Raw genomic sequence first — 14,404 nt, 5'->3', positions numbered from 1 at the left:
TGGTTAACGGTTTCAACTGTTGCTTGATAGAATATATCGGACAATGAAGTTAAAAACATCTCCAAGTCGGTGAAACCGATGGGGTTAAGTTCATCGGCGGGAGTTGGCAAGCCTTTGCAATAAGTTATCGTCGTCATAGCTTTTTGGATACCCGATTTCTTACCAATTAAGTCAACAATATCGATAAGACGATGACCACCAGCGATACTAATACTATAAGATTGTATTTTACCATTGAGTTCCCATCGGTGCAAAGTGCAAGACCGTGGCACCTGGTAGACCCGTTTCACCACATACCCGATACAGCGCCCATCGGGTTGAATTGACAGCCGCCGCGTCCTTTAAAGGACGTTTAGCAACCGACAAAACTGACCCGAGTAAATCGGGCTTTCTGTTTAGGAACTCTTCAATAGGCTTGTTTCCTTTGTTCTGATTGCATTGAACACAAGACAGAGTAAGATTGCTAACTCGGTTACTACCTCCCTTGGATTTGGGATGAATATGCTCCACCTCTAGGGGGACACCTTCTTTGCCGCAATAGGCACAACGTCTACCCCACTTTTCGAGTAGATACTCTCTGGTCTCATACCCTGCCAATTCGCCCTGCTGATACTCCGTGCCAGATATTTCTGGGTTCTGCATTAGTTGGGTGTCAAAGCGAACCAATTCCATTGAAATGGAACCAATTGGGCAAAAACGTCTCAATCGATTAACCCAAGTTAAAGTCGTCAAAACTCGATGTTGGAGACTAGGAGCCAACCAACCATCAGGACGCTTGCGATTGTTGAATCGGGGTTGACGATAACGGGTATACCGATTTCGTCTCCCTCGTCTCAATGCACGGCGAGACTCTAAGGACTGTTTAATTGAGTAACCGCGATGATTTAATTCGGCTGCCCAAATTATTTTGTCGTCCTTGAGGATAGAAATGCCCGTTGTCCTGCTGCCAGGATCTAGCTTGAGTCGATATTCTTGACATACACTATTCGGTTTTTTCTCGACATCTTTGAGCATGATAGTAAGCTGTTCGGCATTTAAACCTTAATGTCAATAATGGCGAAAGCATTGTAGTGCGAGCATCTTGCTCGCTACTAATACCCAATTTAAATGCATGACAGCTTAAACGGATAGCGCCGTAGCACAACCGCTCTTCCAGACTTGAGAAACTTCCTCGCCCGTGCCGGATGACACGGATTAAGAGGTTTTCGGTTTTGATCGACAACAAGTACAAACATAAGTTTTCATCTCCCGTTTCCGGGGTAGAGACGCGCCATGGCGCGTCTGTACGCCTCGAAGTGGTTATTAGGCGGTACTTTTCCCAACACACTGGCTTAACCCTTGTATACCTGTTTAATGCTGAGATTTCAGCGGCTTGGAACTGGCACGCATTCCAAGGTGAGAACTTAAACTCTCCCTAATAACGGCTGCTTGGTTCGGCTCCGCTCACGCCCGCGACTGGTATCGAGCGAAGCCGAGATAAGTCGAGGTGAGCCTTCTGGTCAGGTGGGGCAAGCTTCCCTCCCTCTCAAAGATCGGGTAATTTGCAAGCCCCTAGCTTCAGCTATGGGGTTCCTGACGACTAAGTTTTGGTGTCCGAATCTAGGGGAAAACCATTATCCGATGATTTTGACTCAACCTTGACACTATTGAGTGACCAACGGTACTCAACCGGTAAATTGAGCCGATTACAGGTTTGTTCGAGTTGTTTCTGCTGGGCTAACGCTTTGCGGAGCGTAACAATCAATTGATGCACCTGTTCTCGAATCATGGGGTTTTGATTCGTGGCAAAGGCAGTATGACGCTCTAGCATCTGTAGTAGCAGTTCGTAGTGAATATAAGACGGAAGGGGTATTGGCTCCATGAAACCGGGTTTACCTCAAAAGACGAATTCGCGATCGCGCTTCAGTTGAATAAGCGTATCGGATGATCTGACCTCTTGTAGCATTCGTGGCTACAGGCAAGGACAATTGACGACAGAAAACTCACGAACTTGGTAACAGATTGGTAATGGCTAGGGCTGGATCAGGCTGTTTGACCAATGATTCACCGATCAGTACGGCTGTAGCCCCCGCCGATGCGACCTGCTCTAAATCAGCACGTTTATGCAGTCCTGACTCACTGACAACCAGAATACCGCGTTCTTCAAGCTGCTGACTTCGTGCTGCCAGAAGTTGGCAGGTTGTTTGCAAATCAACCGAGAAATCTGTCAAGTTACGATTGTTTATACCTACTAGGGTAACCCCATCTACCGATAACACGCGGTCTAATTCATCCAGAGTATGCACTTCGATCAAAGGGGTCATGGATAACCCATTGGCAATTTTGACAAAATACCGTAGGTCTTGATCCGACAAAATAGCCGCAATCAGCAACACCGCATCAGCGCCACGACTCCGAGCCAGGTAGAGTTGATAAGGATAAATGATGAACTCTTTACACAGAATTGGCAAATTTACAGTTTCCCTGACATAGCTGAGATTGTCCCAACTCCCTTGGAAGAACTTTTTATCCGTCAGCACAGATATGGCACTCGCACCCCCAAGTTCGTAAGCACGGGCAATGGCAACTGGGTCAAATGCTTCCCGAATCACGCCTTTACTCGGTGATGCCTTTTTGACTTCAGCAATTAAGGCGGGACGAGTCTTTGCCGCTAATAACGCCGCTTTAAAGTCACGCGCTGGGGGGGCTGACTCGATCTGTTTCCGCAGTTGAGCTAAGTTCAGCCGTTCCCGCATCTGGTCAACTTCTTTTTCTTTATGCCAGACAATTTCTTCCAGAATATGGCGCGGCTGGGCGTCTGGGAGAACGACTTGATAGCGTAAGATATTCAGGTCAACCGCCGGATTAGGTGGACGGCGGCGAATTTGTTTTTGGTCATTTGTCATTGGTCATTTGTCCTTCGTCATTGGTCATTGGTCATTGGTCATTGGTCAAAAAAACTCTATTGCATATTCCACACCGAGCGTGTTACCGAGCGAAGTCGAGGTAAGTCGAGGTGTTGCCTTCTGCCTCCTGCCTTGTCTAATGACTGGCAACGGCTCGCTTGTAGGCTTCGTCAAGGACTTCTGACAAAGTGGGATGAGCGTGAACTAGATATACCAGAGTATTCACGGACTGTCGCTGGGCGATCGCGTTTGAGGCTTCGTGAATTAAATCAGAGGCGTGGATGCCGAAAATGTGAACCCCTAAGATTTCACCGTTATCTTTACGATAGATAACTTTGGCAATCCCATCCGCCTCTCCTTCCGCGATCGCTTTGGAGTTTCCTTTAAAATAGGTCCTCACTGAGGCAACTTCAAACCCTTCTTGTTCAGCGAGTTCCTTGGCGGCGGGTTCAGTTAGTCCCACATAACTAATCTCTGGATGGGTAAAGGCGGCGGCGGGGATGCTGCGATAGTCAATGGTACGATGACGCCCACAAATATTTTCCACGGCGACAACTCCTTGAGCTGATGCTGCATGTGCCAGCATGAGTTTCCCGGTAGCGTCACCAATTGCCCAGAGGTGGGGAACGGCTTCGTCACCGGATAACACTGCCATTTGATCATTGATGGGGATGAAGCCTCGGCGATCTGTTTCCACGCCTACAGATTCTAAGCCTAAATCTTTACTTACCGGAATCCGTCCAGTGGCGACTAAGCAGGCATCAACTTCTAGGACATCAACGACTTCCTTGGTTTTAGCATCTGCTAGTTCAATCACCACGGGTGAACCCGGAGTCACTTTTTGTGCCAGAGTGCCGGAATAGGTTTCCATATCACGGGGAGAAATCAGCACCCGGCTAGCTAGTTTGGCGATATCGGGGTCAAAGGTGGGCATTAACTGATCCAGGGCTTCAATCATGGTGATTTCTGACCCTAGGGCGGTATAGATATCAGCAAACTCTAACCCGATATAACCACTGCCAATAATTGCCACCCATGGGGGTAACCATTCCAGCTTTAGGGCATCGTCGCTGGTGAAGACGGTTTTCCCATCAAGTTCAATACCGGGGGGGACGAAGGGAACGGAACCTGTACAGAGGATAATGTCTTTGGCGGTGAATGTTTTTTCACCCTCGTCTGTCGTCACTGTTACCTTTTGTGATCCCGCCACTCGACCCCAACCGGGAATGATATCCACCTTTAAGCGTTTGAGGCTGTTGGTGAGATCGCCACGAATTTTACTGACCAAGGTATTGGCATGGTTTGCGATCGCGCCTCTATCAAATTCTACGCCACTCACCTGAATTCCCAGGGATTTCAGATGATGGGTATTGTGTAACTCGCGCACTCGACCCGATGCGGCTAATAGGGCTTTTGACGGGATACAACCGCGATTCACACAAGTCCCGCCCATCTCCGATGCTTCAATGATTGCGGTTTTCAAGCCGCAACTTACTGCATGTAAAGCTGCGCCATGTCCACCGACGCCAGCACCGATAATCACTAAATCGTAATCAAATTCTTGACTCACATCCATTTCCCTGACGCAATTGCCTCCTTATTTTCAACTTGACCCCTGACTCATCGCAAGCTTTTGCTGAAAAATTTTGCCTGATCTAGCTAAGGCGGTGGTTTCTTTAAGGGTTGTGCGTTTGTTAAATTGGATAGGTCACGGAGATTTCTTAGATTGTGGTTTAATTGCTTCGATATAATTTTTTGCCTCTTTGACTATACAAGAACTATTTTTTGAGTAAATAGTATTTTCCGAAAAAGCGGAGATTTTATCGCATACTGCTATCTGACTCAGTAGAGCAATTCTTCCTCCTAATCTAAGTAGTCGGACAAAAGAAAACAGCAGATCTACTAAGTTTTGTGAACAAGCCTCAAACCCTTACAAAGGACGAATGACGTAGCTTGCTTCTCGCTTGCGCGAGTATGACGAATGACGAATGACGTTCTTCACCGTTCACATTAATTGTGTCCACCTAAAACTAAAAAACTATACCATAGAATGAAACGGTAAGGGTGTTGTTTTTCCGAGTATAGGCTATTCAACAACCCCACGCTACTAACGTAGAGCGTGGGGATTGCAAGACAAATTGCGATTTAAACCATTGAATACCGCACTGAGTCTCAACTTGGCACAGACCTCCGAATGCCTCCCTAGTTCGGATACCCTCTAAAACCTTTTGTCGGGTTGTGGTTAAGTCAAGACATCCTAGTTGAGATGGCGGGAAGGGACTACATTTCGACTTACCTCGACGGTCAGTGAGCTTGTCGAACTGTCGCTCGGTACAAGTCGCTCAATGCAAACACTTTACTCGTGAGGTTTATCACCCATGTTACGAGTACCAGTTCTATCGAAATCAGGCAAGCCGTTAATGCCTTCCTTACCTAGCCGCGCTAGGCGTTGGCTAAGAGACGGTAAAGCCAAGGTTGTACATAACGACTTGGAATGCTTTGCCATTCAGTTAACTTTTGACCCTTCGGCTTCGCTCAGGGTCAACACCGAGCGAAGTAGACAGTTACACCTATGTGTTCCATCTAAGGGCGGTAAACGGCGCAAATATGGCGGCACAGTTACCCGCCATGGCTTCAGCAAAGGTGACAAGGTTATAGCCGAAAAAGCCGGAAAGACTTACATCGGTTGGTGTTCTGGAGACACAGAGAAACAAGTTTCAGTTAGTGATGTTAACTGGAAACGACTAGGGCAGTTTACTGTCAAAAAAGTCCAGTTGTTGCAGCGAAGCACGGGGTTAATCGTTCGCCGCCAAGCGAAGTCGAAATGTCGTGCCTTCACCTGGATTGTCAAATCTCCCCTTATTGAAAGGGTCGATTTGACCGCTATCCCTCTCCACCCTCCTGAGCCGGCGAAGGATCTGCTGAGGGTGGAGTCTCACGCGAATACGATGAGTAGCGTTCACTCTCAATAAACACTAGCTTTAGGGGATAAACTATTATGTGCGAACCTCAGCAAAATCATCGAAATGAAGCAGCTAGAGCGTTTGTAGAGTCACTTGAGCAACTTGAGAATCTCTTGGGTCATACATCTCCTCCTCCCCAGTCGAAATCTCGTCCTTCTTCATTGAAATCCCCTACTCCTCAATCAAAAACTCCTCAATCAAAATCTGCTCAGTCAGACGATGACGTTTTTGATCTAGATCTTCTCGAAGAAGCGGCGGCTGATCTGGATGCATTTTTTGGCGACACTGAACCAATGGAGGAGGAATAGAGTGCAGGGGAAGCTGGGGAAGCCGGGGAAGCCGGGGAAGCTGGGGAAGCTGGGGAAGCCGGGGAAGCTGGGGAAGCTGGGGAAGCCGGGGAAGCTGGGGAAGCCGGGGAAGATGGAGGAGATGAGGGACAAAATTTCTATAGCCTATTGCCTATAGCCCATTGCCTATAGCCTATTGCCTATAGCCTATTGCCTATTGCCTGTTCCCCCAACCCGTTGGCGCAGTGCTTCATACACGATTAAAGCTGCCGCGATCGCTACATTTAAAGATTCTACATCCTGACCGAGGGGAATTTGCACCGATTGATCAGCAAGTGTCGCTAACTCAGGGCGCAATCCCGCCGCCTCATTGCCCAGTAGAATCAGGGTAGGACAGTGCCAATCTATTTCCCAGTAACTCAACGTTGCCTGAGGTAGAGTTGCTACAACTTGTACCCCTTGAGCCTGACTTTGCCTAACTACCTGACTCAGATTAGCATTGGCACTCATGGGCAGACGAAACCATTGACCGGCTGAAGCTCGCAAGACTTTAGGATTCTCTAAGTCTACACTGTCTGGACTTAACCATAAACCATCCACACCAGCTGCGGTTGCGGTACGAATGATCGTACCCAAATTTCCTGGATCTTGCAGCGTCTCTAACACTAAACCGAGGGAACAGGGAATCTGAGGCGGGGCGAGGAATGAAGACATTGCCGTTACCACTACGCCATCTGGCTGAACTGTTGTCGCCATGGCTTTGAGAACCGAGGCGCTAACAAGTTCTACACGCTGACAGTGAGGGGTAGCGTCTTGCCAAAGTTGGGGATGACTCTGCTGCCAATCGGGTGTACAACAAAGCGTGACTAAGGGATAATTGACCGCACAGGCTTCTGCTAACAGGTGAGTTCCCTCTAACAACAGAAGTCGCTCCTCCCGTCGTCCTTTGGCTGTGTGTAGTTTCCGAATTGCCTTAACTAGAGGATTTTTGGTACTGGTTAGCATTATTTCAATGTTATGTAGAGACGCGCCATGGCACGTCTCTCCAATGCGGAACCCGGGACTTGAACCCGGAAGTTCTTGCGAACACTAGAACCTGAATCTAGCGCGTCTACCAATTCCGCCAGTTCCGCGTCTTTTTTTAATTTTCCATGCAGTTTTCAATCATGCAACAATCCTGACACATTTGTCAACTATTTTTTTTTTCGGATTTTCAGCATCGGACAAGGTACAATTCAAGGCTGGTCGATTCACTATTTTAGGGAGCAAATCTAGACATTTGCCCTCTTTCAGGTAGAATCAAAACCAAATTTTAAAATATGCCAAGATTTCACCGATTCTGGAGGATAGACCTATCAACCACTCTCTTAATTTGACCGATACTGGCTCTGTACCCAAGCCAAACCCATCCGTTCTAGAGATTTGGGGCAGATCGTCCCTAAAAGGACATGTCACCATTAGTGGCGCGAAGAACTCAGCATTGGCAATTATGGCAGGGGCGCTGCTGTGTCCTGAAGATTGCCGACTGCGTAATGTGCCTTCTCTGGTAGATATCGGGCGGATGGGTGATGTGCTGGCGGCTTTGGGTGTAAAGCTAGAACGCCAAGGAGATATCTTGGATATCAATGCTCGTCATTTGAAGCAGTCAAAAGCACCCTACGAGATTGTGAATCAGCTTCGAGCCAGTTTCTTTGTGATTGGTTCTCTGTTGGCACGATTGGGTGCGGCTCAAGTTCCTTTACCGGGTGGCTGTGCCATTGGCGCTAGACCTGTCGATCTTCATGTTAGGGGATTGCAAGCGCTGGGGGCTGAGGTGCAAATTGAGCATGGTATGGTTCATGCTTATGTGAGGGGGAATGGACGGCGGCGGTTAAAGGGGGCAAAAATTTATCTGGACTACCCTAGTGTGGGTGCAACAGAAACCCTGATGATGGCAGCAACATTGGCTTCAGGGGAAACCACTCTAGAAAATGCTGCCCAAGAGCCAGAAGTGGTGGATTTGGCAAATTTTTGTAACGCCATGGGTGCCAAGATTCGAGGGGCGGGAACCAACACGATTATTATTTCTGGCGTTCCCAGTTTACATTCAGTAGACTACTCGATTATTCCCGATCGCATTGAAACGGGTACATTTTTAGTTGCTGCGGCAATTACTCAGTCAGAACTCACCCTTTCCCCGGTTGTGCCCGATCATATTACCGCCGCGATCGCGAAACTCCAAGATATTGGCATGAGAGTGATTCAGGAAGCCCCCGACTGTCTGCGGATTATCCCGACGGGGATTATTCGGGCGACGGATATTGAAACCTTGCCCTATCCCGGATTTCCCACGGATATGCAAGCTCCCTTTATGGCACTCTTAACGTTGAGTGATGGGGATAGTGTGATTACCGAAACCGTGTTTGAAAATCGTTTAGGACATGTTCCTGAACTGAATCGCATGGGGGCAGATATTCGGATTAAGGGCAATAATGCGATCGTGCGCGGTGTCCCTTTGTTATCAGGAGCCCCTGTGGTTGCCACTGACTTACGAGCGTCCGCTGCGCTGATATTAGCCGCCTTAGCCGCCGATGGTAAAACCACAATTCAGGGACTGCATCATTTAGACCGAGGGTATGAGAAGCTAGAGGCGAAGTTACAGAAACTTGGCGCACGATTACAACGGGTATCGGATAACTCTCCGATAAAAGCCCCCTCGGTGACTCACAGTCCCCTTAATTCCTGACTGGCTATCCATCCCCATCAGGTAAGTAGGTGGGGATAATTAAAGTTAACGGCGGAGATCGTCATTCGTCATTCGTCATTCGTCATTTGTCATTCGTCATTCGTCATTTGTCATTCGTCATTTGTCATTCGTCATTCGTCATTCGTCATTTGTCATTCGTCATTTGTTGAAAACTGCTTGCACTCTGTCGGGGCGGGTTTAGGGATATCAGAGTCAAAACCAAACGTTAGCGGTAAAACCCGCCCCTACAACTCCCTCATCTGACACACCGAGCGTGTTACCGAGCGAAGTCGAGGTAAGTCGAGGTGTTCCCCATCTGACACACCGAGCGAAGTCGAGGTGTTCCCCAGCTTCCCCAGCTTCCCCAGCTTCCCCAGCTTCCCCAGCTCCCCCAGCTTCCCCAGCTCCCCCCGCTTGCCGTTATAGCGCCCCATTGACTCTGCCATTAAACCCATAAACCTGACGGCTACCGACAAACGGAACTAACTCAACCTCCCGTTCATCTCCTGGTTCAAAACGCACGGCTGTACCCGCCGGGATGTTTAACCGCATCCCCTTGGTTGGCTCTCGGTCAAAGGCTAGGGCGTCATTCACTTCATAGAAATGGAAATGAGAACCCACCTGAATCGGGCGATCGCCTGTATTCGCTACCGACAGGCGTAAGGTAGGACGCCCTGCATTGAGTTCAATTTCTCCCTTTTGGATGATTAGTTCCCCTGGAATCATGAGCTACCCTTAACAAAAATTTACAAAACCATAGCTAGTATTAATTGGCATGACAGCAATGACTCCCAGTGCTTCACCTGTCCTGCTGCCAATGAAGGCAAATTTATTTATAATACACGACTATTTAACCTGTTTGATGAAAAGATTATTTTAATTTTGTATATTTCATAAAAATATCTTTACAATTCGTGCTGTGCCACGACGCTAGTAGTTAGCCCAGGATTATAACCGGCTAAAGCCCTTACTACGAACTCAATCACTTGCCTGAGAGCTTAACCATACCAATTCCACCGAAGTAAAGACCAATAACCGCGCCAGCGAGTAAACTTTGAGTCAGAGGATCAGTGGAAGGCGTTAACACAGCGCCTAAAATCACTGCACCTAAAATAACAATTCGCCAACCGGAAAGCATTTGTGAGGATGAGACAATTCCTAAATTTCCCAACAGAATCTGAATAATTGGCACTTGAAAGGCTATCCCTGTGCTGAACATGAGAAGCAGCACAAATTCAAAATACCGTTCAATTGACCAAGCTTGCTCAACCACATCAGCGCCGTAACTGATAAAGAATTTCAGCGCGGCTGGAATTAAAGCAATGTAGGAAAATGCCAACCCCACGAAAAACAGAACACTCGATCCTAAAACCACAGGTGCAATCAAGCGTCGTTCGCGGCGAGTCAGCCCCGGTAAGACAAACTGAATCACTTGGTAAAGAATGAAAGGCGTCGCCACGAGCAAACCACTGTAACCCGCTACTTTCAGGGACACAAAGAAGTATTCACCGGGAGCTAATTGTAAAAACTTAACGCCTTTAGCCGGGATTTCCAATAACTGGACAATGTACTTAACCGCCACAAAGCAGCCAATAGCACCAACGGCGACAGCCAGCAGCGAATAGAAAATTCGCCGCCGCAACTCTTCTAAGTGATCAAACAGTGACATCTCGACATCATGGGGAAGTTCGTCGAGGTTGTCGGTTTCACTGGTGTCAGGTTGCTGGGGTAACGTTTCTACGTCAGGCGTCATCAGTTTGCAGAGTTGGATTGTAGTTTTTTAACTATTGTACCGATCGCGGGATGAGAATGCAGGAGTGCGGGGGAGCTGGGGGAGCTGGGGAAGATGAGGGATATGGGGAAGATGAGGGATATGGGGAAGATGAGGGATATGGGGGAGCTGGGGAAGATGAGGGAGATGAGGGAGATGGGAAAGATGGGGCAGATGGGAAAATTGTGTAGGGGCGGGTTTCACTACTATCTTTTCGGTTGCACCCAGATGTAACTAAACCCGCCCCGACTTGACATAAGACGTAGCTTGCTTCTCGCTTGCGCGAGTATGACAAATAACGAATGACTAAGGACGAATATCAAATTCACTCAGACGCTGTTCTAACTCTTCAAGTAATGTATCGACATCTTTCCCCACTTCCTCAAAACATACAGGAGGTGGAGATTCTGGTTCAAAATGAATTAACTTAATTTGGTCATTACCAATCCCAATCATTAAAACTTCTTTATCCGGTTGGTGAGCATTGACAATACCGACCACTTCCTGAAGATAGTTCTCAACCTTTTGATTTAATTTTTCCAGGGCGGCTTTGGAACAATAGACAAAATGGGGTCTAGGTTTCAGGTCAATTCCTATAGTTTCGTCACTTTCGCCCTTCTCTAAAAAAAGTCCCCATGACAGCGCCGCCAGTTCCTTACTATGTTCTTTGGCAAACTGATTTAGCTTAACTTTCCACTGCTCCTCTGGCTTATTCGGCTGAGGTTTACTGAACATGATCATGGTTGGCACTCCATTTGGCTCCATGGCTCTTTATTATAGCTGATTACTTGTACCAAACGGTTATCGTGGGTGTATATTAATAACTAGGACTGACTCGTCGGTGACTATGACTGCCAACCAACTTAGCTACTTGTATTCTACGTTCGTCGCATAATCATGAAAAATTTAATTAAGCAAATTAGCCGAAAATTTGGTTTTGATATCATTAAATACTATCCCAGCCCTCTTGAGCGTTCAAGAGCTATAAACCTCAAGAATAAAGGAGCAGATATGCTCAAATTGCTCACGTTTCATGAAATTGATTTAGTTTTGGATGTTGGTGCTAATGTAGGGCAATTTGCTACTCAATTATTTACAATTGGATATCAAGGTAAGATCGTTTCTTTTGAGCCTCTATCTTCTGCCTACAATCAACTATTAGAAGCCAGTAAAAACAATCAAGATTGGCAGGTAGCTGAACGATGTGCTATTGGCAATAAAAATGGGGAAATTGAAATTAATATTTCAGAGAATTCTGAAAGTAGTTCCATATTATCTATTCTGCCCAATCACACGGATGCCGCTCCAAAATCTGCCTACATTGGGTCTGAAACAACAAAAATAAGGAAACTCTCTGAACTTGTTTATAATTATGTTGATCAATCCAAAGCAACCTTGCTAAAAATAGATACACAAGGTTATGAAAATGATGTTTTGGAAGGTGCCAAAGAAATTATTCCTAAACTCAAAGGAATTCACTTAGAACTTTCTTTAGTTCCACTGTATGATGGACAAATCCTTTTTGATGAAATGCTCGATAAATTAAAAAATATGGGATTTTCTCTTTATAATCTATATCCGGGTTTTAGAGACTACAGAACAGGACGATTGCTACAAGTCATGGGAACCTTTTTTCGCTAACTAGCGACTCGAATAATTGCTTACTCCCATTCCGGCACAAGACTCTGTAATAAAAACATAGCACTGATAGGTATTTCAGCCATTAACAGTACCTAATCTTATAGTGGGAAGGGAGTAAGAGAGCCAACGATCAGTTTAAACCTGATTGAACTCGCCAGAGCATCGCATAAATGGCTTGTTGCTCTAGTAGTTGTTCATGGGTGCCTTGTTCAACTAATTTACCTTTATCCATAACATAAATACAATCGGCATTGCGTACTGTAGACAGGCGATGCGCGATCGCGATCGTGGTTCGGTTTTGGGTAATCTTTTCTAGCGATCGCTGGATGGCGGCTTCTGTCTCATTATCCACGGCGGAGGTGGCTTCATCGAGGATCAGCACCGGGGGATTTTTTAAGATAGCACGGGCAATTGCTAGTCGCTGCTGCTGTCCACCGGATAACTTTTGTCCTCTCTCCCCGATAATTGTGTCGTAGCCTTGGGGCAGTTGGCAAATAAATTCATGGGCTTCGGCAATTTCTGCGGCGGCTTCTACCTCAGATAAGGTGACATCAAAACTACCATAAGTAATATTTTCCCGCACTGTGCCATGAAACAGAAACACATCCTGGCTGACTAAACCAATGGCGCGGCGCAAATCAGCTAACTGAAGCTGGCGTAGGTCAATACCATCTAGGGTTATCGTTCCGTCTTGGACTTCATAGAGTCTCAATAATAACTTGACGAGGGTACTTTTCCCGGAACCCGTTGCACCGACAATGGCAATGGTTTTTCCGGCTGGAATATGAAGGGAAAGATTTTCTATCACAGGATGGCGTCCCTGATAGGAAAAGGTAATATTTTTTAACGCTAACTCACCTCTTATCTGAGTTACAGGCAAGGAAATCTCGCCTGAATGCATGGTAATCGGTGTATCTAACAGATTCATCACCCGGGTTGTAGACGCCATCGCCCGTTGATAGAGATCGAGGGTTTGTCCTAATCGGGTGAGGGGCCACAATAAGCGTTGAGTGAGAAATACTAACACGCTATAAGTACCGACGGCTAATCTCCCAGCTACGGCTTCCATCCCCCCATAGAGGAGAATGCCGATAAAGCCCAATAAAATAAGGATACGAATCAACGGTACAAACGCGGCAGAAAGTGCGATCGCGCGACGGTTACTTTGACGATAGGCTTCACTTTGGGCAGTTATGCGCTGGATTTCATACGCTTCCGCCGTAAAGCTTTTAATCGTGGTGATTCCGGTCAAATTATTGGCTAATTGCCCATTGAGTAAACTCACCTTTTCCCGAACCTCAGCATAACGGGGCGCAAGGCGGCGCTGAAAAGCGATAGAACCCCAGAGAATAAACGGCATGGGTAGAAGCGCCATCCAAGCCACGCCAGGTGCCAGAATCAAGAAGGCGACACCAATAATCACAACGGTTGTAGATACCTGGAGAATTTCATTGGCGCCAACATCCAGAAAGCGTTCCAGTTGGTTGATATCATCGTTGAGAATCGACATCAACCTACCCGTACTCCTATCCTCAAAAAAAGCCAAGTCTAGCGACTGTAAGTGGGCGTAAGCATCTAAGCGCAAGTCATGCTGAATCGTTTGTGCCAGATTACGCCAGAGTCGGTTGTAGGCATATTCAAATATGGATTCTAATCCCCAGATGATCAGACTCAGCACCGCCAGAATCAACAGTTGTGTGAAGATATCAGTGACGCCAAGTTGGGCAATTAAGGAATCCTCTTTTTGAACTACCACATCCACCGCCGCACCAATTAAAGCAGGTGGCGCTAAGTCAAAGATTTTATTCAGAACCGAACACGCGATCGCCTGCCAGATTTCCGTGCGATAGTTATGACCGTAGGCAAATAGGCGTTTGAGTGGTGATTTGTCATTTGTCATTTGTCATTTGTCATTTGTCATTTGTCATTTGTCATTTGTGATAATTGAACGGTTAGGTCAGGGCGGGTTTAGTTATATCAGGGTGAAAACGAAACGTTAGTGGTAAAACCCGCCCCTACAACAGATGTTTCATCGGAACGTCTCTGCTTTCTCAGCTCCCCCTGCTTCCCCCTGCTCCCCCTGCTCCCCTCTTGTCTATTTTGTGGCAATCCGTAGAATAAGTATATTTACT

At 46.8% G+C, this 14,404-nt stretch carries 13 protein-coding genes, 1 tRNA gene and 3 pseudogenes; 7 read left to right on the top strand and 10 right to left on the bottom strand.

The window, feature by feature from the left end; translation table 11 throughout:
• Positions 1-273: 273 nt before the first annotated feature.
• The 4 genes and pseudogenes from iscB to lpdA all read right to left on the bottom strand — a co-directional run.
• Positions 274-1,235 (bottom strand): annotated as a pseudogene (gene iscB, locus RIG27_RS23485) (RNA-guided endonuclease IscB); the annotation flags it as partial.
• 344 nt (positions 1,236-1,579) lie between these two features.
• The gene (locus RIG27_RS23480; protein WP_446339998.1) at positions 1,580-1,861 is read right to left on the bottom strand and encodes a DUF5340 domain-containing protein; all 282 of its coding nucleotides are present in this window, start codon (positions 1,859-1,861) and stop codon (positions 1,580-1,582) included.
• A gap of 121 nt (positions 1,862-1,982) precedes the next feature.
• Positions 1,983-2,885, bottom strand: a complete 903-nt coding sequence (trpC, locus tag RIG27_RS23475) for an indole-3-glycerol phosphate synthase TrpC (RefSeq protein ID WP_446349192.1) — start codon at positions 2,883-2,885, stop codon at positions 1,983-1,985.
• Positions 2,886-3,021: 136 nt separating this feature from the next.
• Positions 3,022-4,455: a dihydrolipoyl dehydrogenase gene (lpdA, locus tag RIG27_RS23470; RefSeq protein WP_446349190.1), complete on the bottom strand. Its 1,434-nt coding sequence runs from the start codon at positions 4,453-4,455 to the stop codon at positions 3,022-3,024.
• Between the two features lie 808 nt (positions 4,456-5,263).
• On the opposite strand from lpdA, the pseudogene RIG27_RS23465 reads away from it, so the two are divergent.
• The 3 genes and pseudogenes from RIG27_RS23465 to RIG27_RS23455 all read left to right on the top strand — a co-directional run.
• Positions 5,264-5,353: pseudogene (locus tag RIG27_RS23465) on the top strand (RRXRR domain-containing protein); the annotation flags it as partial.
• A gap of 90 nt (positions 5,354-5,443) precedes the next feature.
• Positions 5,444-5,857, top strand: a pseudogene (locus RIG27_RS23460) (hypothetical protein); the annotation flags it as partial.
• A gap of 26 nt (positions 5,858-5,883) precedes the next feature.
• The gene (locus RIG27_RS23455; RefSeq protein WP_446339992.1) at positions 5,884-6,156 is read left to right on the top strand and encodes a hypothetical protein; all 273 of its coding nucleotides are present in this window, start codon (positions 5,884-5,886) and stop codon (positions 6,154-6,156) included.
• Between the two features lie 186 nt (positions 6,157-6,342).
• Here RIG27_RS23455 and RIG27_RS23450 read toward each other — a convergent pair whose 3' ends face one another.
• Positions 6,343-7,140, bottom strand: a complete 798-nt coding sequence (locus tag RIG27_RS23450) for a TrmH family RNA methyltransferase (RefSeq protein WP_446349188.1) — start codon at positions 7,138-7,140, stop codon at positions 6,343-6,345.
• A 44-nt stretch (positions 7,141-7,184) separates the two neighbouring features.
• Positions 7,185-7,268 (bottom strand) — tRNA-Leu (locus RIG27_RS23445).
• A gap of 239 nt (positions 7,269-7,507) precedes the next feature.
• On the opposite strand from RIG27_RS23445, the gene murA reads away from it, so the two are divergent.
• Together murA and RIG27_RS23435 are read left to right on the top strand one after the other, a co-directional pair.
• Positions 7,508-8,860, top strand: a complete 1,353-nt coding sequence (gene murA, locus RIG27_RS23440; RefSeq protein WP_446349186.1) for a UDP-N-acetylglucosamine 1-carboxyvinyltransferase — start codon at positions 7,508-7,510, stop codon at positions 8,858-8,860.
• 29 nt (positions 8,861-8,889) lie between these two features.
• The gene (locus tag RIG27_RS23435; RefSeq protein ID WP_446349184.1) at positions 8,890-9,030 is read left to right on the top strand and encodes a hypothetical protein; all 141 of its coding nucleotides are present in this window, start codon (positions 8,890-8,892) and stop codon (positions 9,028-9,030) included.
• Between the two features lie 250 nt (positions 9,031-9,280).
• Here the strand turns inward: RIG27_RS23435 and RIG27_RS23430 are convergent, their stop codons facing one another.
• Both RIG27_RS23430 and tatC read right to left on the bottom strand, forming a co-directional pair.
• A complete protein-coding gene (locus RIG27_RS23430) occupies positions 9,281-9,586 on the bottom strand; it encodes an urease subunit beta (RefSeq protein WP_446339986.1) in 306 nt (101 codons plus the stop codon).
• Positions 9,587-9,842: 256 nt separating this feature from the next.
• Positions 9,843-10,613, bottom strand: a complete 771-nt coding sequence (gene tatC / locus RIG27_RS23425; RefSeq protein WP_446349181.1) for a twin-arginine translocase subunit TatC — start codon at positions 10,611-10,613, stop codon at positions 9,843-9,845.
• Positions 10,614-10,669: 56 nt separating this feature from the next.
• On the opposite strand from tatC, the gene RIG27_RS23420 reads away from it, so the two are divergent.
• A complete protein-coding gene (locus RIG27_RS23420; protein WP_446349179.1) occupies positions 10,670-10,822 on the top strand; it encodes a hypothetical protein in 153 nt (50 codons plus the stop codon).
• Between the two features lie 115 nt (positions 10,823-10,937).
• On the opposite strand, the gene ccmS is transcribed toward RIG27_RS23420, so the two are convergent.
• Positions 10,938-11,366, bottom strand: a complete 429-nt coding sequence (gene ccmS, locus RIG27_RS23415; protein WP_446349197.1) for a beta-carboxysome assembly chaperone CcmS — start codon at positions 11,364-11,366, stop codon at positions 10,938-10,940.
• A gap of 162 nt (positions 11,367-11,528) precedes the next feature.
• On the opposite strand from ccmS, the gene RIG27_RS23410 reads away from it, so the two are divergent.
• A complete protein-coding gene (locus RIG27_RS23410; protein WP_446349178.1) occupies positions 11,529-12,272 on the top strand; it encodes an FkbM family methyltransferase in 744 nt (247 codons plus the stop codon).
• Positions 12,273-12,402: 130 nt separating this feature from the next.
• Here RIG27_RS23410 and RIG27_RS23405 read toward each other — a convergent pair whose 3' ends face one another.
• On the bottom strand, positions 12,403-14,172 hold the full coding sequence (locus RIG27_RS23405; protein ID WP_446349176.1) for an ABC transporter ATP-binding protein: 1,770 nt from the start codon (positions 14,170-14,172) through the stop codon (positions 12,403-12,405).
• Positions 14,173-14,404: the final 232 nt, after the last annotated feature.

Origin of the sequence: Coleofasciculus sp. F4-SAH-05 (assembly GCF_040222985.1) — a bacterium.
Lineage (GTDB): Bacteria > Cyanobacteriota > Cyanobacteriia > Cyanobacteriales > Coleofasciculaceae > Coleofasciculus > Coleofasciculus chthonoplastes.
The sequence above is the reverse complement of the archived record's forward strand: the minus strand, read 5'-3'. Positions and strand labels throughout refer to the sequence as shown.